Below are 19,566 nucleotides of genomic sequence, written 5' to 3' on the forward strand. Positions count from 1 at the left end.
AGAAACTTTTTTATGCGATAAGTAGAAGAAAATTGCTAATTACCTAATTATTTGTACTTTTGCCGCGTTTTTAAATACAAGCAAAAAATGCAAATAGAAGTATTAAAATCTAAAATACATCGAGTAAAAGTAACAGGTGCTGATTTAGATTACATCGGTAGCATCACTATAGACGAGGCACTTTTAGAAGCTGCTGGAATGATAGAAGGCGAAAAGGTCTCGATAGTAAATGTCAATAACGGTGAGCGCTTAGATACTTACATTATCAAAGGGAAACGCCATTCGGGGGCTATAGTGCTCAATGGGCCTGCGGCTCGCAAAGTACAACGAGGCGATATAATAATTATCATTTCGTATGCCCTAATGGATTTTGAAGAGGCTAAAACCTTTAAACCTTCTGTTATTTTCCCTAATGAACAAACGAATCTCTTGGAATGAAAAAAACGCTTAAACTTACCCTCCCATTACTCGTGGGAGGTTTTTTGTGTTGGTACGCCTACCAACAGTTTACTGAAGAGCAATTTGCTGAGATAAAGAAAACCTTTCTTTCAGCAGATTATTTTTATATTATTTTGTCAGTCTTTTTAGGCTTTTTAGCCGATATGTCGCGGGCTGTGCGTTGGGAGTTTTTATTGCGCCCTATGGGATACCGCACCTCCCTATTACACCGCGCTATGGCAGTGTTTATGGGCTATTTGGTAAATGTTACAATTCCGCGTTCCGGAGAGGTATCACGAGCTCTGCTTGTCAGTAATTATGACGGAGTGCCTTTCGAGAAGTCCTTTGGCACCATTATCTCAGAGCGTGTTATCGACCTGCTACTGCTCACAGCATTTACCGGAGTTGCATTTGTGCTACAGTTCGATGTAATTAGCAGCTTTATATTGTCTAAAATTCCTTTTCAGAAACTATTGTGGATAGCTCTCATTGGCGGAGTGTCGTTTGTAGTATTTTTATATTTAGTTTATACTTCTGAAAGAAAACTGTTTGTAAAGGTAAAAGGCTTTTTAAGTGGTATAAAAGAAGGCGTACTTTCAGTGATGAAAATACGCCATAAAACCTTGTTTTTATTGCATACCCTCTTCATATGGGCTATGTATTTCCTGATGTTTTACATTCCTTTCTTTGCTTTGCCCGAAACGGCTACCATCAGTCTGGCTAATGTGCTTACAGCTTTTGTAGTGGGTAGCTTTGCAATGACATTCACCAATGCAGGTTTTGGCTCATATCCTTTCTTCATAGCTGAGGTGCTTTTCCTCTTTGGGGTGGCAACACCTGTAGGCACCGCTTTCGGTTGGATAGTATGGACGTCTCAATTTGCTATGACACTTCTTCTGGGAGGTCTGTCGTTTGCTTTGCTCCCTTTGATAAAAGAAAATAAAAGCAAGTGATAAACCACGTTATCCAGAACAGATAAAAACCTGCGTGAAAACTAAACTTCATCACCTTATGAGCCGTAGTGGTAAAATCTATATAAGTCAGATAAGCCCCTACGGCTCCTATTATTATTAATAGTACAGCCAACAAACGGGCAAACCCTACGCTTACTTTAGCTCTAAAGGTTTGTAAGAAAAGCAAGAGCACAAACTGTACAATAAATAGAATAAGAGCAGTTTTCCACCAAGTTTTAAATACGGCATACTGACTGTAAAATGTGCTAACGCCTATCTTTCCAATAAAAGACATTTTAGAGATGAGTATGCCCGAAACGAGGCTTAATAAGGCTTGTATTAATGTAAGGATACTAAGATTTTTCATAACTTATTTTTTTATAATCTTCCAACCTGTTTTTTCGTTGTATTTTAGTTTAAACTTCTGAGTAATAAATGAAGCATTGGGGTAAGGGTCTTTACCAAAATAGTAGAAAGGCGTTTTTTCTTTATCTAAAATAACGGTGCAAACAGATACATTTTCTGTACTTTTCTCCAAGGTTACTTTCTTATCATTAAATTTGTAGATAATTGTTTTTACTTCGGCGTTGTTTTTATTTTGCTTTACCAAATAAGGCAAAGCCTCTTTCGTAAGTGCGGGGGTAATAATATGTACACTGTCTTTAGAAAACCACTTTTTGCGCACTTTTTCATCATTAATTTCAATAAATCCTTCATCTGTTAGCCTTTGAATAGCCTCAATGAGTTCTTGGTCTGAGCTGTTGCTTAGTTTTTGCTTGTTGGTATTGAATTTACCTGTTTCGTATAGCGGATTTTCTTCTAAGTAATCGGTGATAAGGTCGGTTACATCGCTGTTGTCCAATTTATTACTTTGGTTACAGCTGGCGAGTGTTAATAAACCAAAAGTCGCTAATAAAAAATATTTCTTCATTGTTTTATAGTGTTAATTATTATTTATTAATAGTTATTTCTTAGCTGAACCACCCATCGCGGTCTAAGCTGCGGTACTGAATAGCTTCACCAATATGGTGGGGTTGCACTTCTTCTGTTTTCTCTAAGTCGGCTATGGTACGCGCTACCTTCAGAATGCGGTTGTAGGCACGAGCAGAAAGGTTAAGGCGTGTCATAGCATTTTTCAGGAGTTTCAGAGATTCCTCGCTTACCTTACAGAATTTTTGAATCTGTTTGGTATTCATTTGGGCATTATAGTGTATGTGCTCATACTCTTTGAAACGTTCAGTCTGTATATTGCGCGCTTCTATCACTCGTTTGCGTATTTCGCTGCTACTTTCCGCTTTTCTCTCATCAGAAAGTTTCTCAAAAGGCACCGGATTTACCTCTATATGTATATCGATACGGTCTAACAGCGGCCCTGATATTTTGCTCATATAGCGTTGCATTTCAGCAGGCGAGGAGCTCATCGGGGCATCAGGGTCGTTAAAATAACCACTGGGGCTCGGATTCATACTGGCCACTAACATAAACGACGCAGGATAAGTGATAGAAAATTTAGCCCTTGATATCGTCACCTCTCGGTCTTCTAAAGGCTGACGCATCACTTCTAACACAGCTCTTTTAAATTCTGGCAGTTCGTCAAGGAAAAGCACACCATTATGGGCTAATGATATCTCACCTGGTTGTGGATAAGTACCGCCTCCCACTAAGGCAACATCTGAAATGGTGTGATGCGGACTGCGGAAAGGTCTATGACTCATCAGCCCGCTGTCTTTGATGCGACCCACTACGCTGTGTATTTTGGTAGTTTCGAGGGCTTCGTGTAGCGTCATAGGAGGGAGAATACTGGGCAGCCGTTTGGCAAGCATTGTTTTCCCCGACCCAGGAGGCCCTATAAGAATGATATTGTGTCCTCCAGCCGCCGCTATTTCCATACAGCGTTTTACAGTTTCTTGTCCTTTAACATCAGCAAAATCAAATTCAGGAAACTCTAAGTTCTTATAAAATTCCTTGCGTGTATCTACTATGGTGCGCTCTAACTGTCTTTCGCCATTGAAAAACGCTATTACGTCTTTGATGTTTTCCACTCCATACACCTCCAATTGGTCTACGATAGCAGCTTCTTTAGCGTTTTGAGCAGGCAAAATAAAGCCTTTAAACCCCTCTTTACGCGCTTGAATGGCGATGGGTAGGGCACCTTTTATAGGTTGAAGTCCTCCGTCTAAAGAGAGTTCACCCATAATGATGTATTTATCTAAATCATCGGCTTGTATTTGCTCGTTAGCAGCCAGAATACCAATAGCAAAACTAAGGTCATAGGCAGAGCCTTCTTTTCGCATATCGGCAGGAGCCATATTGATAGTGATTTTCCTTCCAGGTATCTTATAGCCGTTATTTTGTAGAGCCGCAGCGATGCGATAGTTACTTTCTTTGATAGCCACATCGGGCAACCCTACAAGGTAATAGCCCACCCCTTTATCAATATAGACTTCAATAGTAATGGTCGTTGCTTCTACTCCAAAAACGGCACTTCCGTAAATTTTTACTAACATATTTTTCGGTTGATTTTTTTGATATGGCAAAGATAATAAAATAATGACAAATGACAAATCATAAAAGCAGAAATTTTTTCTGTAGCCATTTACCCTATACAAACGATATAGGAACAATACAGGAAGAGCGAAGGAAAGTCGGCGAGCTAGTGCAGCCGAGTATGTGACGAACATTTAGGTAGCGAAAAATAAACGGCTAATAATCGTTGTCAAAATAGAAAAATATTCTTACCACGGTTCAGTTAGCCATTAATCACTCCTTTAAGTCGAACCAATTTGTATGTTTGACCTATTAGAAAGTTGAGAGATATAAGGGTGAAAAAGAAGTATGTATAATGTTGATAATCATTTATTTGTAGGTAATTTATAAGATTTAATGAATAAAAAGTGTTATAAAAATTTGGTAGAATAAAAAAAAGTAGTACATTTGCACCCGCAAAACAGAAAGAATAATAGGTTTTGAATATAATTGGCGAGGTAGCTCAGGTGGTTAGAGCGTTGGATTCATAACCCAAAGGTCACGGGTTCAAATCCCGTCTTCGCTACAAGAGAGGCGTAATTAGTTTGATAATGAACTAATTACGCTTATTTTATTAAAATAACTGGGTCTGATTTGGGGCAAAATTAGAAACTCTTTTACAGCATTCACATTTAATCTTTTTCATTATGTTGATTCCTAATACATTCAATGTTAAGGCAGAAGCCGATATTTTAGTCGATATTCATTCTGAACAAGCTCTTGTTGAGGCACTGCGTATGTATCCTAATCCGTTTGTTTTAGGCGGGGGGAGTAATATGCTTATTACTCAGAAAATCTCTCAGCCTGTGCTGCATATCCTACTCAAAGGGATAGAAGTGCAAGAGGAAACAGATGATTATGTGTGGATTAAGGCAGCTGCAGGCGAAAACTGGCATCAGTTTGTGCAATATACCTTAGAAAGAGGCTATGGGGGACTTGAAAACCTCTCCCTTATTTATGGCAATGTGGGTACTACTCCCGTGCAGAATATAGGGGCATATGGGGTCGAGATTAAAGATGTGATGACGAGCTGCGAGGCGATAGATGTGCGCACCCTACAAAAACGCGTCTTTAGCAATGCTGATTGTTGTTTTGGCTATCGCGAGTCCATTTTCAAAGGTGAGGAGAAAGGTCATTATATCATCACGGCGGTTACTTTCAAACTTACTAAGCGCAACCATTTGCTACACACCCAATACGGAGCAATAGAAGAGGTGCTACGCGAGCGACACATAACCACACCTACCCCTCAGCAGCTTTCTGAAGTAGTGATAGCTATCAGGCAGCGCAAATTACCTAATCCGGCAGAAGTGGGTAACTGTGGAAGTTTCTTCAAAAATCCTATATTGCCGAAGGAGAAGTATATAGAGCTGCAACAGCAGTATCCGCAAATACCATCGTATAAAGTAGATGACCTCAATGTAAAAGTGCCTGCTGGTTGGCTTATCGATACTTGCGGACTAAAAGGTTATCGAGTAGGCGATGCGGGCGTACATACCCAGCAAGCATTAGTATTAGTCAATTACGGAAAGGCTACAGGCAAAGAAATATTAGCCGTAGCGCATTATGTGAAAGACCAAGTATTTGAAAAATTCGGTGTTGCGTTAGAATTTGAGGTAAATATCTTCTGAAGATAATAAAAAAATTACTATCTTTGCCCTTTATTAACAGCTAAACGGAATATCGCCCTATGCAAATATCAATAGTAATACCACTTCTCAATGAAGAAGAGTCATTGGCAGAGCTTTATCAATGGCTTATTAAGGTGCTGACGCTCAATAGATTTTCGTATGAAATTATCTTTGTCGATGATGGCAGTACCGATGGTTCTTGGCGAGTGATTATGCAGTTGGCTGAAAAAGATGCACAAGTACGGGGTATTCGCTTTTTGCGTAACTATGGCAAATCGCAAGCCTTGCACGCAGGTTTTAAGGCTGCAGAAGGCGAGGTGGTCATTACAATGGACGCTGACCTACAAGATAGTCCTGATGAAATTCCTGCCTTGTACGAAATGATAACTAAGGATAATTATGACTTGGTGTCAGGTTGGAAGAAGAAGCGCTACGATTCGGTGCTTGCAAAGAATCTTCCTTCAAAGTTGTTCAATTGGGCAGCACGAAAAACTTCTGGACTTACCCTACACGACTTTAATTGCGGACTGAAAGCCTACAAGAAAGACGTGATAAAAAATGTAGAGGTATCGGGCGAAATGCACCGCTATATACCGGTATTGGCAAAGAATGCGGGCTTCAATAGTATTACTGAGAAGGTGGTGCAACATCAAGCACGCAAATACGGAGTTACCAAGTTTGGTATGAGCCGATTTATCAATGGTTTTTTAGATCTTATTACCATTAGCTTTTTGTCTCATTTTGGCAAGCGACCTATGCACTTTTTTGGGGCATTAGGGGTGCTGATGTTTTTTATAGGGTTTCTATTTTCAGCTTATTTGGGTATTGATAAACTGTTTATCAACCCTAACGGAAGACTTATAGCTGACCGCCCTCAGTTTTATCTGGCTCTAACCACGATGCTTATCGGCACTCAGTTCTTTATTGCAGGTTTTTTGGGCGAGATTATCTTAAAGACCAAGAATAATGAAGAACGCTATAAGATTAGCGAATTAGTAAATGGAAAAAATAGCAAATAATATAATAGCGATGAAACATCAATTAAAAATATTTAATTCCTTAACAGGAGAAAAAGAGGTCTTTGTACCTTTGCACGAAAATAATGTGGGTATGTACGTGTGCGGCCCTACCGTGTATAGCAATGTACACTTGGGTAATGTGCGTACCTTTATGTCGTTTGACTTTATTTATCGTACCCTTAAGTTTTTAGGTTACAAGGTGCGTTATGTGCGCAACATTACCGATGCAGGTCACCTAACAGATGATGGCGATGTAAATAACGACCGGTTCGTGAAGCAATCGCGCTTAGAGAAGCTTGAGCCTATGGAGATAGTACAGAAGTATACGGTTGATTTTCATAAAGTATTAGAGATTTTCAATCTTTTGCCACCAACTATCGAGCCTACCGCTACAGGGCATATTTTAGAGCAAATACAGCTTACCGAAAAACTGCTGAAAGATGGTTTTGCTTACGAAAGCAATGGGTCTGTCTACTTTGATGTGTTAGAATACAATAAGCGTGGCTTAAATTATGGCGAGCTTTCACGCAGAAATATAGAAGAACTTTTTGCTAATACCCGCGATTTAGATGGTCAAGGAGAGAAACGCAATCCACAAGATTTTGCACTGTGGAAAAAAGCCTCTCCCGCTCATATAATGCGTTGGGCTTCTCCTTGGGGCGATGGTTTCCCTGGTTGGCACCTCGAATGTACGGTGATGAGCACCAAATATCTCGGCAATCAGTTCGATATACACGGAGGCGGAATGGACTTGAAGTTTCCACACCACGAATGCGAGATAGCACAAGGTAAGGCAGGGCACGGTGAAAGTCCCGTACGTTATTGGATGCACGCTAATATGCTGACAATGAATGGGCAACGTATGAGTAAATCAACAGGTAACTATATACTTCCGATGCAGCTTATTACGGGCAATAACACTTTCTTCGAGAAACCTTTTGCTCCAGCAGTGATACGTTTTTGCTTTATGCAGGCACATTATCGCAGTGTGCTTGATATTTCAAATGAAGCTATGCTCGCTGCCGAAAAAGGCTTTAACAGACTTATGGAAGCGATGAAAATACTAAATGAGCTAACTACTGAAGTTATACATCCTACTGCCCTACCTATAACAGAGTGGAAACAAAAATGCTATGAGGCTCTTTTAGATGACTTCAATTCGCCTATTCTCATTGCACATCTCTTCGAAGCTGTTAAATGGGTATTCCAATTGAAAAACGGAGAAGAAAAAATATCTGTAGAGGAGCTTAATGAGCTGAAAATGCTGATGAATGCTTTTGTTTTTGATGTTTTAGGTTTGCAGGCAGAACAATTGGCAGCAGATAATAACGATAAATTAGATGGAGTACTACAGTTGCTTATTGATATGCGAATGGAAGCCCGTGCTAATAAAGATTGGGCACTATCTGACAAAATACGCGATGCGCTTTTGCCTCTCGGCATACAGCTAAAAGACGGTAAAGACGGTACAAGTTATATTATCAATTAAAATGATTTTTTTGTAGTAATAAGATTGCTAATTGCTGATTATTTACTACTTTTGCAATATCAAATTTAGATTTTAAAAAGAAATGAGTAAAGGACCTATTTCTCAGTTTATTGAGAAAAACTTTTTACACTTCAATGCAGCAGCTCTTGTTGATGCTGCTAAGGGGTATGAAACTCACCTAACAGAGGGAGGAAAAATGCTTGTAGCCCTTGCAGGTGCTATGAGTACAGCCGAATTAGGCATTTCGCTTGCCGAGATGATTCGCGCAGGGAAAGTAGATATTATTTCTTGTACAGGGGCTAACCTCGAGGAAGATGTGATGAACCTTGTAGCGCACTCGCACTACAAACGTGTGCCTCACTACCGCGACCTTACGCCTCAACAAGAATGGGAGTTATTAGAAGGGCATTACAATCGTGTAACCGATACTTGTATACCTGAAGAAGAGGCTTTCAGACGTTTGCAAAAGCACTTAGAAGATGTATGGCATGCTGCCGAAAGCAAGGGCGAACGCTACTTCCCACACGAATACCTATATCAAGTAGTGAAATCAGGGGTGTTAGAGCAATATTACGAAATAGACCCTAAAAACTCTTGGATATTGGCAGCTGCCGAAAGAAATCTGCCTATCATATGTCCAGGTTGGGAAGATTCTACTACCGGTAATATTTTTGCTGCCAACGTAATAAAAGGCAATTTAAAAGCTTCAACAGTAAAGACAGGTATCGAGTATATGATTTACCTAACTGAGTGGTACAGAGCTAATTCAGGCGGTAAAGGCGTAGGTTTCTTTCAGATAGGGGGTGGTATAGCCGGCGATTTTCCTATTTGTGTAGTACCTATGATGTATCAAGATTTGGAATGGGAAGATGTTCCTTTCTGGTCATATTTCTGCCAGATTTCAGACTCAACTACTAGTTATGGTTCTTATTCAGGGGCAGTGCCTAATGAGAAGATAACTTGGGGTAAATTGGCGGTAGATACACCTAAGTATATAGTAGAATCAGATGCTACCATAGTAGCACCACTTATTTTTGCCTATCTATTAGGAAAATAGTTCTTGCATAAAAGTAGAAAAGGCTGCTAAAACAATGATTTTTAGCAGCCTTTTTTGTTTTTAAGGTCTTATGTAAAAGCCCTCTTTACCTTGTTCTTTTCGTACGAACACATAGACCTGCACATATACATCAACATAAGCTGTTACCCTTTCATCTGCTATAAGTTGTTGCCATAAGGGCTCTTTTTCTTTCTGATGAATGTTATTGATTACTAAAATACTATCGTTGTGCAATAGAGATAAATAATCTCTCAAATCGGCATTCTCATTAGGGTGATTGACAAAAATAAGGTCAAAAGTATTGCGACTGCTTGAGGTACTAATACAGCAGCAGTTGTCGATATTAGAAAGATTTTTTATAGAAGTATCGTCTGTAAGTATATGATAGGCACTAAAGTAACGAATGATTTTTAATAGCAAACGCACTTGTAGATTAGACAAGGTAGCAGAAGAGTGTTTTAATTCTTTTTTAGGTATTAGTTGTTTGTTATATAAACATTTAGTAACAAAGTTGTACACAAAAGGAGAGTGTACACCGTGCTGGTTAGTAGATTTGAGTAAGAATTGAAGGTAAGAAAATAATGCCAACATATATCTGTTTTTTAGGAGCCAAAGGTACATTTATAATATGAGAAACGCAAAATATTAGAAAAATAATTTGCATAGTAAAAATATAAATTGTATATTTGCCTGCTATGAAAGAGATACTTGCAAAATATTTGCCTGAAAATGCAGTAACTCCTTGTTTTGAACTGATTAAAGCAAATAAAATATATTTGAAAATAGTAAATGAGCGAAAAACAAGGCATGGGGATTATAGGCAACTTCCAGACGGGCAACATCTCATAACAATGAATGCTACTGCTAATAAATATCGTTTTTTGATTACTTTTATACACGAAGTAGCCCACTTGTTGGCGTTTGAAAAATATGGTAAGTTAATAAAACCTCACGGAATAGAATGGAAATATACTTTCCAACAGCTGATGAAGCCTTTTATTATACCTGAAATATTTCCTCAGCAGTTACTCAGTGTGCTGCTCCGACATTTTCTTAACCCTATGTCGAGCAGTGATATAGACCCTGTTTTAGCTATTGCACTCAAGCAGTATGATAGTGGCGAAACAGTAAATTTTATCTATCAGTTGCCTATAGGAAGCACTTTTAGAATAAAAGATGGACGTGTGTTCAGAAAAGGGCAACGCCGTGTGAAATGTTATGATTGTATAGAGTTAAGTACGGGGAAGAAATATATTTTTCAACCTCATGCTGAAGTAGAACTAATAAAAAATTAATTAACAAATAATACTATGGCAAATGTCACCAATATGGTAAATAATTATTATGCAGTGATAATGGCAGGAGGGGTTGGCTCACGCTTTTGGCCTGTGAGTACTACTGAATATCCTAAACAATTCCACGATATGCTGGGTACAGGGCAGACACTTTTGCAACGTACTTATGCGCGTTTTCAGAAGTTTATTCCTCAAGAGAATATACTAATACTCACTAATGAAAGATACAAAAGTATAGTAGAGGAACAAATACCTAATATATTGCCTCGAAACCTTGTGTTAGAGCCTTGTATGCGCAATACGGCCCCCTGTATATTATATGCAGCGATGAAAATAAACAAACGCAATCCGCAGGGTGTAATGATTGTAGCCCCTAGTGATGCGTGGATAGAAGATGAAAAAGCCTTTATGCATGATGTGATTTCTTGTTTTAATGCTGCACAACGTGCTGATAATATACTTACATTGGGTATAGTGCCTACTTTCCCTAATACAGGCTATGGTTATATACAATATGAAAAAAACGAAGAGGTAGCTATCAAAAAAGTGAGTCAGTTTCGAGAAAAACCTGATTATGCTACTGCTAAAGAGTTTCTTAAGCAAGGCAATTTCTTGTGGAATGCTGGTATTTTTATATGGACAGCCGATACAGTGCTAACTGCCTATAAAAAATATCAACCAGAGATGTATGAGCTATTTACAAGAGGCGAAAATGTATATAATACAGAAGATGAGGTAGATTTTATCGCTAGTGCATATGGGTTGGCTGAAAATATATCAGTAGATTACGCTATTCTAGAACCTTCCACTAATATTTATGTGCTACCAGCTCATTTCGATTGGAATGATTTGGGCACTTGGGGCTCTTTGTATGAAAAAACTTTAAAAGATGAACAAAAAAATGCAGTTATCAATGCGCAAACCCTACTCAGAGATGCTGAAAATAATATTGTTCGTACTGAAAGTTCAAAATATGTAATAATTGACGGACTAAAAGATTACATCATTGTAGACAGAGAGGATGTTTTGCTTATTTATCCTAAGGCTAAAGAGCAAAATATTAAAGAGGTAGTGACAGAAGTAAAAAATAAATGGGGCATACATTAAAGAAGTTTCTCATTAAGAAAAAAGGCTATGTGTCAGTGTCTTTAGAGAGTATTGACACTTTACATTTTATTTTATATGCGACAGTGAACGGCAAAAGTGGTCGATTTATTTTAGATACAGGAGCTTCTAATACATGTATAGGCGAGAATTGGGCTGATTATTTCGAGTTGATAGCTGAAAGGTCTGAAATAAGAGCGACAGGCGCAGGGACTGACACACTCAAAACGCAAACTTCAGTTGGCAATTCCCTGCAGATAGGCGATGTAATTATTAAGAAACAACCTTTATTGATTTTTGATTTATCACACATCAATAGGGCTCTTGCCGAGTTTGGAGCAGAACCTGTACAAGGAATTATAGGTGCTGATATACTATTAAAGAAAAAAGCTGTGATTGACTATGCTCAATCACAGCTTTACTTACAACGTCGCTAATAGAAATAAGATAGGTTATAACTTATTTCTCAGTTCGTTAACTGTTAGTACAGTATGGCAGGCCACTATGGCAGCTGTTTCAGTACGCAGGCGAGTATCACCTAATGAAATAGGGCGGAAACCTTGTGCGATAGCCGTACTAATCTCTTCATCAGAGAAGTCTCCTTCAGGACCTATAAGTATCGTAATCCGCTCACTCAATGGGGTGAGAGCCTGTGAAAGCAATATTTTTTCATTCTCTTGACAGTGTGCTATATATTTATCCGATGTATCTGTCATCATTTGTTTAAAAAAGGCAGCTGATGTTATAGGAGGATTAAGCGTAGGTAGGTAGCACTGCAAGGACTGTTTCATAGCAGAAAGAATGATTTTTTCAAAACGTTCTAACTTCAATGATGTACGTTCAGAATGTTGGCAGATGATAGGGGTAATTTCGTCGATACCTATTTCAGTAGCTTTTTCTAAGAACCATTCGTAGCGCTCGTTCATTTTAGTAGGAGCTACAACTAAATGCAGGTGATAAGGACGATGTATCTGCTCTTGGCATTTCAGTATACTAACCTCACATTGTTTTGGCGAAGCAAAGCTAAGCTGTCCCTCAAAAAGGAATCCTCTACCATTAGTGATATGAAGAGTATCGCCTTGTTTTTTGCGCAAGACTTTTGCTATATGCTGGCTTTCTTCTTTGTCGAAAAAGCAATTAGAGGTATTTTTATCAATGTTTGGGTGATAGAATAACTGCATATCTTTTATGATTAATATAGTGAATATAAGACTTTTGTCGGGGCAAAGATAATACAAAATAAAAAAAAGTACGTTTTTTATTTTGTAATTATAAAAAATGCCTTACATTAGCCGCCGAAAAAGATAATATTAATTATGAAGCGAATTATAGTTGATTACAATAAACTTACCAATGAAATCTTATCAATGTTGGTAGAGAAGTATCCTGAAGGATATACTGATGCAGATGTTATTCGTTTTAAAAACGCTAAAAACGAAACAGTTGACGCCTTAGAAGTACGCACTGAAGATACTATTTATTTAGTGAAGGTGAGTACACGTTTGGCAGATACTATGGAAAATTTTGATGAGGATGATGACTTTATGAATAATGAAGAAGACGAAATAGGAGTCAGTTCTTTAGATATTCCTGATGATTCATCTTTAGATGATGATTAACCCTTAGATAGAAAAAGTATGATTACGGCACATATTCCTTACCAAGAAATACGATTCTTCTCAAAACTCATCACCGATTATCTAGGTGAAGAGGAAAAGGTACGTTCTTTTTATAACAATTTTCCTGAATTATTTCAGTTTAGAAAACAGATAGATGAAAAAGAATTTTATTTTTCAGCTGATACTCGTGCCGTATTAGTAAAAAGCCTAAAAGCACAATATGCCGAGGTGAAAACATCGCCTAAAGTATTAAGAAATATAGAGCTTTTAGCTAAGAAAAACACTTTTACTATTACTACAGGGCATCAGTTAAGTTTATTTACGGGGCATCTGTACTTCATTTTCAAAATTATTTCGGTTATCAATACTGCTAAAAGACTTTCAGAGTTTTATACCGATTTTCACTTTGTGCCCATTTATTGGATGGCAACTGAAGACCACGATTTTGAGGAAATAAATCATTTTCATTTAAATAATAGAACAATTTGTTGGAATAGTGAGCAGACAGGAGCTACTGGTAACTTTGCTACTGATACTCTTGATGCTGTTTTTCAAACTTTTGATAAAGCAATAGGCTTGGGTAAAAATGCAGAAGAGTTAAAGGCTCTGTTCCGCGATAGCTATTTGAAGCATCATAATTTGGCCGAAGCTACCCGCTATTTAGTAAATGCACTTTTTGAAGAATACGGAGTAGTAGTGATTGATGGTAATGATAAAGATTTGAAACAATTGTTTGTTCCTTATATTAAGGAAGATTTGTTCAATCACACAGCACAAAAAGAAGTAGAAAAAACGATAGCAGACCTGCAAGTGTTAGATGCGGCTTATCCTATACAAGTCAATCCGCGCGAGATAAATATGTTTTATCTAACTGAAGGAGGTAGAAATAGGATAGTGCGTACCTCTGAAGGCTTTGAAGTGTTAAATACTGATATAAAATTTACTGAAACCTCTATTTTAGAAGAGTTGAATAGTAACCCTGAACGTTTTTCTCCTAATGTGATATTGCGCCCTTTGTATCAGGAGGTAATACTACCTAATTTGGCTTATATCGGAGGAGGTGGAGAAATAGCGTATTGGTTAGAGCTAAAACGATTTTTCAATAAGCAAAAAGTGCCTTTTCCTATGCTGATGCTGCGTAACTCAGCTATGTTGGTTTCAAAAAGGCAGTATGAGAGAATAGAAAAACTAAAAGTTCATCCTGTTGATTTGTTTTTAAAACCAGAGGAACTAAAGAATCTAAAGGTACAGCAGCTAAGTGAGTTTCCTATAGATTTTTCTGCTCAAAAAGCTGTTTTACTTCAGCAATTCGCAGATTTGCACCTATTGGCAAAAAAAACAGATATCACCTTTGAAAATGCAGTGAAAGCACAAGAAGTACGGCAATTAAAAGGTTTAGATAAGCTTGAGAAAAGACTTTTAAAGGCTCAAAAACGCAAATTCTCAGAGGAATTAGAGCGTGTTATTCATTTACAAAGTGAGCTTTTCCCGAATGGAATATTACAAGAACGCTTTTCTAACTTTAGTGATTTTTATCTTCTTAAAGGTAAAACACTTATTTCTGAGTTAGTATCAGATTTCAACCCTTTTGATTATCGTTTTGTAATAGTAGTGATAGATTAATTTATATCTTAGATAAAGACAATGGCAGCGCATAATGATTTTGGCAAAGAAGGTGAGAGAGAAGCTGTAGATTTTCTGATAAAAGAAGGGCATACTATCTTGGAGTGTAACTTTAGGTATGGCCACGCAGAGATTGATATTATCTCACAAAAAGGTAATATTTTGCACATTGTAGAGGTAAAGACCCGTAGTTCAACCGCATACGGTGAGCCTGAATCGTTTGTAGATCAACGAAAAATAGACCTATTGGTCAAATCAGCTAACTATTATGTACGACGAAAAGATTTAGATGTAGAGGTACAGTTTGATATTATTTCGATAGTAAAAAATAGCGTAGAATACAATATTAATTATATAGAGGATGCTTTTTATCCTTTTTGAAAAGTGTTAAAATAGACACAAAAATTCTTCCTTGTTTGCTAAATAGATTTTTTTTGATACCTTTGTAACAATTTTATAAATCAGACTATTATGAAAACCGTGGCAGCTTCAGTAGAGCATTATATTAAAACCAAACCATTCTTGCAGACAGCCCTTTCGCAGGGTATTATTAACCTTACTTCGTTGGCACGAATTATTCGGAAGGAGATTCAAGAAGAAAATAGTAATCGCGAGGTACGAAATGGTGCTATAGTGATGGCACTTAAGCGATTATCAGTAGATATGGAGTTTAGGTCTACCCATCGTATTGTGAAGGTGCTCAAGAATATAGGTGATATAACTGTGCGTTCAAATCTAACAGACTACACTTATTTAGCTTCGCAAACCCTAATGAACTGCCAAGCAGAGCTAATGAGCAGAATGCAAGATAGAGAAATATTTTATGCTACTACACGTGGGATAAACGAAACCAGCCTTATTATCAGTAATACGATGGAAAAGTTGGTAGAAGATATTTTTAGAAAAGAACGCTGTTTGTACAAATTTCCTGAATTGGGGTCAATAAGTGTGAAGTTGCCTGAAGAAAATGTGTCTGTGCCAGGTATTTATTACTTCATTTTTCAGCGTTTAGCATGGGAGGGTGTTACTTTAAATGAGGTAATTTCTACGACTAATGAATTTACAATAGTGATGCCAGAAGAACACGTAAATGTAGCTTTTAGAGTGATTAAAGATTTAAAATTATTATAGAAAAAAATGGTTAGAGTAAGGTTTGCCCCAAGTCCTACAGGGGCATTGCATATTGGAGGCGTACGTACGGCTCTGTTTAATTATTTATTTGCTAAAAAACACGGTGGTGATTTCTTGCTTCGAATAGAAGATACCGACCAAAATAGGTATGTAGAGGGGGCTGAACAATATATTATTAATTCGCTGAACTGGTTAGGACTTACTTATGATGAAGGAGTAGGAAAAGAAGGAAAACACGCTCCTTACCGCCAAAGTGAGCGTAAGCCTCTATATAAACAATACGCTGATACCCTGATAAATAATGGTTGGGCGTACTATGCTTTTGATACGGCTGAAGCCCTTGAGAAAGCACGTCAAGAATGTGAAGAAAAAGGAGATACTTTTATATATAATTGGGCTACTCGTAATACTTTAGAAAACTCGTTGTCACTAACTTCTGAAGAGGTACAACAACGATTAACACGAGGCGATGCTTATGTAGTTCGTTTTAAGATGCCTGAAAAAGAGATACTTAAAATGAGTGATATGATACGTGGCGAAGTGACGATAGATACTAGCACTTTAGATGATAAGGTACTCTTTAAAAGTGATGGTATGCCTACTTACCACTTAGCTAATATAGTAGATGATCACCTAATGGAAATTACCCACGTCATAAGAGGAGAAGAATGGTTACCCTCTATGCCATTACACTTATTGTTATACCGTGCTTTTGGTTGGCAAGCTCCTGCTTTTGCTCATTTACCTCTTATTCTTAAGCCTGTAGGTAATGGTAAGTTGAGTAAGCGTGATGGTATTAAACTTGGTTTCCCTGTTTTTCCAATGGATTGGACAGAAAATGGCGAAACACTAAAAGGTTTTAGTGGAGAAGGCTATTTTCCTGAAGCTCTCATTAATTTCTTAGCACTTCTAGGATGGAATCCAGGGAATGATGAAGAGATTTTTAGTATGGAAGAACTCATACAGCTGTTTGACTTGGAGAAAGTACACAAGGCAGGAGCTCGCTTCGACCCTGAGAAAATAAAATGGTTTAATCACCAATATCTACAAAAGAAATCTGATGCTGAATTAGCAGCAGCTTTTCAGAAGGAATTAATAGCTAAAGGCATAGAAGTAGCTTCTACCAAAGTAGAAAAGATAGTTTCTCTCATTAAAGAGCGCGCTACTTTTGTGGCAGATTTTTGGGAACTTAGTAAATTTTTCTTTGAAGCTCCAAAAAAATATGATGAAAAGGCTGTGAAGAAACAATGGAAAGAAAACACCCCTACCATAGTGAGAGAAGTTATAGAAGTGTTGCAAAACACCTCAGACTTTAATTCTGTAGCTTTAGAGGAAGCTGTTAAAAACTATATGGAAACCAAACAGTTAGGTTTTGGACAAGTGATGCCTCCTCTGCGATTAGCATTGGTAGGCGAACTAAAAGGCCCTCACGTGTTTGATATTATAGAACTTATTGGCAAAGAAGAAACTCTACGTCGTTTAGATACTATTCTTTCTTTTATAAAATAAAATAAATATTATTTGTATATTAGAAAATTATTCTTACCTTTGCCTCGTTAAATAGAATAAAGAACAAAAATGAAATTAGCTATTTATATGATGACGATGTGTTGCACCCTACAAAAAGGCAGTGCCTTGTTGATCATTTCTTAGAATAGTGATATTTTTATAAGAATTATTAACATACCCCACTGCTTTAAAAGTTAGTGGGGTTTATTTTTTTAGATATGACAAAAGTGAATTGTGCTGATAGTTTTATAGAAGCTCTCTATAAAGAAAGCCAAACGCTCCAACATCACGTGAGCAAACAGAATATTACTACTTTTGTAGAAGAACTATTTCAATTCTTGTTTTTGATAGATGAACGAACTTGTTTATCTAAGGCTAATATAGAGGCATGCTATCACAACTTGAAATACGATTTTATTACTATAGTAGATGATTTTATAGTGGAAGAATATCAAAAGCAGCAAGTGGGTGATTATTACGACTGTATTTTGCCTGATATATATAATAAACTTAAAGAAGATGCTCAGTATTTTATAGAAAGCGACCCTGCAGCAGCTTCGCTACGCGAGGTGCAAATTACTTATCCTGGTTTCTTTGCTATAATGGTGTACCGCATTGCTCACGAACTATGGCAACGACATATACCACTTTTGCCACGTATACTTACTGAATACGCTCATAGCAAAACAGGTATTGATATTCACCCTGGAGCACAGATAGGAGTACCTTTTATGATAGACCACGGTACAGGTACCGTAATAGGAGAAACAACTGTAATAGGCGACTATGTAAAGATATATCAAAGTGTAACCTTAGGGGCTTTATCAGTATCAGTAGAGAAAGCACACACTAAGCGTCACCCTACTATAGGCGACAATGTGGTGATTTACTCAGGGGCTACTATTTTGGGTGGTGAAACTGTTATAGGGCACGATAGCATTATAGGGGGTAATGTATGGCTAACCTGCAGTATAGAGCCTTTTACTAAGGTTTTTCATAAAGGACAGATAATAGTGAAAGACAATGAAGTGTATGAAGAACCAATTAATTTTGTGATTTAATAATTTTAATATTTTATATAATGGCGTACAAAAATGTTTTAGAACTTATCGGGCATACACCCGAAGTGAAAATCAACAGATTGTTTGGCGAAAAAGCCAACGTATTTATTAAATTGGAGCGTTTGAACCCCGGTGGGAGTATCAAAGACCGTATCGCACTCGCAATGATAGAAGATGCTGAAGCTAAAGGTATCCTTAAAAAAGATACCGTAATAGTTGAGCCTACCTCAGGCAATACAGGGGTGGGATTGGCACTTGTAGCAGCAGTAAAAGGCTATAAGCTGATAGTAGTAATGCCAGAATCGATGAGTATAGAACGTCGTAGATTAGTGGCTGCTTACGGAGCTGAAGTGGTGCTTACTCCTAAAGAAAAAGGTACTGGCGGAGCAGTAGCTAAAGCACTTGAGCTTGCGGCTGAACACCCTAACTATTGGGTGCCTCAGCAGTTCCAAAATCCTGCAAATCCTGCGGTACACGAAGCTACAACAGCACAAGAAATCTTACAATCATTCCCAGAAGGGTTTGACTATTTTATAACAGGAGTAGGTACAGGAGGTCACATCTCTGGAATATCAAAAGTACTTAAGCAACACTTCCCTAACCTTAAAACAGTAGCTGTAGAACCTGACCAATCAGCGGTGCTAAGTGGAGGTAAACCAGGTCCTCACGCCTTGCAAGGCTTAGGAACAGGCTTTATACCTAATAACTATAATCCTGCGGTAGTAGATGAAGTTATTGCTATCTCAAAAGAAGAAGCATACGACTATGCGCGCCGTCTTGCTAAACAAGAAGGTATTTTGGCAGGTATTTCTACAGGGGCAGCCTTAGCAGCAGTAGCCAAAGTGCTTGAAAAACATCCTAATGCTCGTATCCTAACCGTAAACTATGATACCGGTGAACGCTACTGGTCTGTAGAAGGACTTTATTAGTGCATAGCCTTTGGCTATTAGTTATAAAAAAACAGTTGGATATTTTCCAACTGCTTTTTTTATGGCTAATCACTAATGATTTAATATTGAAGCTGTTTAAACTTTTTCCTATAATAAAATAAAAGTTCCCGAAAATTAGTAATTTTGTGTTTGAGAAAAAAAGAACACCAAAATTCAAGAAC

At 37.6% G+C, this 19,566-nt stretch carries 21 protein-coding genes and 1 tRNA gene; 17 read left to right on the forward strand and 5 right to left on the reverse strand.

The window, feature by feature from the left end; all coding sequences use genetic code 11:
* Positions 1–87 precede the first annotated feature (87 nt).
* Together panD and C8P65_RS11075 are read left to right on the forward strand one after the other, a co-directional pair.
* Entirely contained in the window at positions 88–438 is a 351-nt protein-coding gene (gene panD / locus C8P65_RS11070; RefSeq protein ID WP_009391783.1) for an aspartate 1-decarboxylase, read from the forward strand.
* Complete coding sequence (locus C8P65_RS11075; protein ID WP_107782851.1) at positions 435–1,391, forward strand: lysylphosphatidylglycerol synthase transmembrane domain-containing protein; 957 nt, start codon at positions 435–437, stop codon at positions 1,389–1,391. Before panD ends, C8P65_RS11075 begins: the two co-directional genes overlap by 4 nt.
* On the opposite strand, the gene C8P65_RS11080 is transcribed toward C8P65_RS11075, so the two are convergent.
* From C8P65_RS11080 to C8P65_RS11090, 3 genes are read right to left on the reverse strand one after another with little or no spacing between them, the layout of a single operon-like run.
* Positions 1,321–1,758 (reverse strand): hypothetical protein, encoded by a 438-nt coding sequence (locus C8P65_RS11080; RefSeq protein WP_107782852.1) that lies wholly within the window; start codon positions 1,756–1,758, stop codon positions 1,321–1,323. The two genes, C8P65_RS11075 and C8P65_RS11080, sit on opposite strands and share 71 nt — an antisense overlap.
* 3 nt (positions 1,759–1,761) lie before the next feature.
* Positions 1,762–2,322: a hypothetical protein gene (locus C8P65_RS11085; protein WP_009391775.1), complete on the reverse strand. Its 561-nt coding sequence runs from the start codon at positions 2,320–2,322 to the stop codon at positions 1,762–1,764.
* A gap of 40 nt (positions 2,323–2,362) precedes the next feature.
* The gene (locus C8P65_RS11090; RefSeq protein WP_107782853.1) at positions 2,363–3,898 is read right to left on the reverse strand and encodes a YifB family Mg chelatase-like AAA ATPase; all 1,536 of its coding nucleotides are present in this window, start codon (positions 3,896–3,898) and stop codon (positions 2,363–2,365) included.
* Between the two features lie 471 nt (positions 3,899–4,369).
* On the opposite strand from C8P65_RS11090, the gene C8P65_RS11095 reads away from it, so the two are divergent.
* The 5 genes from C8P65_RS11095 (at position 4,370) to C8P65_RS11115 (ending at position 9,113) form a co-directional block, all read left to right on the forward strand.
* Positions 4,370–4,443: transfer RNA gene (locus C8P65_RS11095), tRNA-Met, on the forward strand.
* A gap of 121 nt (positions 4,444–4,564) precedes the next feature.
* On the forward strand, positions 4,565–5,548 hold the full coding sequence (gene murB / locus C8P65_RS11100; RefSeq protein WP_107782854.1) for a UDP-N-acetylmuramate dehydrogenase: 984 nt from the start codon (positions 4,565–4,567) through the stop codon (positions 5,546–5,548).
* Positions 5,549–5,607: 59 nt separating this feature from the next.
* Entirely contained in the window at positions 5,608–6,567 is a 960-nt protein-coding gene (locus C8P65_RS11105) for a glycosyltransferase family 2 protein (RefSeq protein WP_107782855.1), read from the forward strand.
* Between the two features lie 10 nt (positions 6,568–6,577).
* Entirely contained in the window at positions 6,578–8,056 is a 1,479-nt protein-coding gene (gene cysS, locus C8P65_RS11110; RefSeq protein ID WP_107782864.1) for a cysteine--tRNA ligase, read from the forward strand.
* Between the two features lie 82 nt (positions 8,057–8,138).
* Positions 8,139–9,113: a deoxyhypusine synthase family protein gene (locus tag C8P65_RS11115; RefSeq protein ID WP_009390708.1), complete on the forward strand. Its 975-nt coding sequence runs from the start codon at positions 8,139–8,141 to the stop codon at positions 9,111–9,113.
* Positions 9,114–9,173: 60 nt separating this feature from the next.
* Here the strand turns inward: C8P65_RS11115 and C8P65_RS11120 are convergent, their stop codons facing one another.
* On the reverse strand, positions 9,174–9,704 hold the full coding sequence (locus tag C8P65_RS11120; protein WP_245887402.1) for a hypothetical protein: 531 nt from the start codon (positions 9,702–9,704) through the stop codon (positions 9,174–9,176).
* Positions 9,705–9,808: 104 nt separating this feature from the next.
* Between C8P65_RS11120 and C8P65_RS11125 the strand changes: the two genes are divergently transcribed.
* Genes C8P65_RS11125 through C8P65_RS11135 form a run of 3 tightly spaced genes read left to right on the forward strand, consistent with a single transcriptional unit; the run spans position 9,809 to position 11,949 of the window.
* Positions 9,809–10,408 carry a SprT-like domain-containing protein gene (locus C8P65_RS11125; RefSeq protein ID WP_034539624.1) on the forward strand — a complete coding sequence of 200 codons (600 nt, stop codon included), beginning with the start codon at positions 9,809–9,811 and terminating at the stop codon, positions 10,406–10,408.
* Positions 10,409–10,441: 33 nt separating this feature from the next.
* Positions 10,442–11,515 (forward strand): mannose-1-phosphate guanylyltransferase, encoded by a 1,074-nt coding sequence (locus C8P65_RS11130; protein ID WP_107782856.1) that lies wholly within the window; start codon positions 10,442–10,444, stop codon positions 11,513–11,515.
* The gene (locus C8P65_RS11135; RefSeq protein WP_107782857.1) at positions 11,500–11,949 is read left to right on the forward strand and encodes a retropepsin-like aspartic protease; all 450 of its coding nucleotides are present in this window, start codon (positions 11,500–11,502) and stop codon (positions 11,947–11,949) included. The genes C8P65_RS11130 and C8P65_RS11135 overlap by 16 nt, the downstream gene beginning before the upstream one ends.
* Positions 11,950–11,964: 15 nt before the next feature.
* On the opposite strand, the gene C8P65_RS11140 is transcribed toward C8P65_RS11135, so the two are convergent.
* The gene (locus C8P65_RS11140; RefSeq protein WP_107782858.1) at positions 11,965–12,693 is read right to left on the reverse strand and encodes a 16S rRNA (uracil(1498)-N(3))-methyltransferase; all 729 of its coding nucleotides are present in this window, start codon (positions 12,691–12,693) and stop codon (positions 11,965–11,967) included.
* A 135-nt stretch (positions 12,694–12,828) separates the two neighbouring features.
* On the opposite strand from C8P65_RS11140, the gene C8P65_RS11145 reads away from it, so the two are divergent.
* From C8P65_RS11145 to cysK, 7 genes are all read left to right on the forward strand, one after another.
* Entirely contained in the window at positions 12,829–13,131 is a 303-nt protein-coding gene (locus C8P65_RS11145) for a hypothetical protein (protein ID WP_009389741.1), read from the forward strand.
* Between the two features lie 18 nt (positions 13,132–13,149).
* The gene (gene bshC, locus C8P65_RS11150; RefSeq protein ID WP_107782859.1) at positions 13,150–14,754 is read left to right on the forward strand and encodes a bacillithiol biosynthesis cysteine-adding enzyme BshC; all 1,605 of its coding nucleotides are present in this window, start codon (positions 13,150–13,152) and stop codon (positions 14,752–14,754) included.
* A gap of 21 nt (positions 14,755–14,775) precedes the next feature.
* Positions 14,776–15,135: a YraN family protein gene (locus tag C8P65_RS11155; RefSeq protein ID WP_107782860.1), complete on the forward strand. Its 360-nt coding sequence runs from the start codon at positions 14,776–14,778 to the stop codon at positions 15,133–15,135.
* A 90-nt stretch (positions 15,136–15,225) separates the two neighbouring features.
* Positions 15,226–15,885, forward strand: coding sequence for a hypothetical protein (locus tag C8P65_RS11160; RefSeq protein WP_009389746.1), 660 nt, complete (start codon positions 15,226–15,228; stop codon positions 15,883–15,885).
* Positions 15,886–15,891: 6 nt separating this feature from the next.
* A complete protein-coding gene (gltX, locus tag C8P65_RS11165) occupies positions 15,892–17,394 on the forward strand; it encodes a glutamate--tRNA ligase (RefSeq protein WP_107782861.1) in 1,503 nt (500 codons plus the stop codon).
* Positions 17,395–17,612: 218 nt separating this feature from the next.
* Positions 17,613–18,455 carry a serine O-acetyltransferase gene (locus tag C8P65_RS11170; RefSeq protein WP_107782862.1) on the forward strand — a complete coding sequence of 281 codons (843 nt, stop codon included), beginning with the start codon at positions 17,613–17,615 and terminating at the stop codon, positions 18,453–18,455.
* Positions 18,456–18,475: 20 nt separating this feature from the next.
* Positions 18,476–19,384, forward strand: coding sequence for a cysteine synthase A (cysK, locus tag C8P65_RS11175; RefSeq protein ID WP_107782863.1), 909 nt, complete (start codon positions 18,476–18,478; stop codon positions 19,382–19,384).
* Positions 19,385–19,566 lie beyond the last annotated feature (182 nt).

The sequence above is a fragment of the Capnocytophaga leadbetteri genome, assembly GCF_003054025.1.
Lineage (GTDB): Bacteria > Bacteroidota > Bacteroidia > Flavobacteriales > Flavobacteriaceae > Capnocytophaga > Capnocytophaga leadbetteri.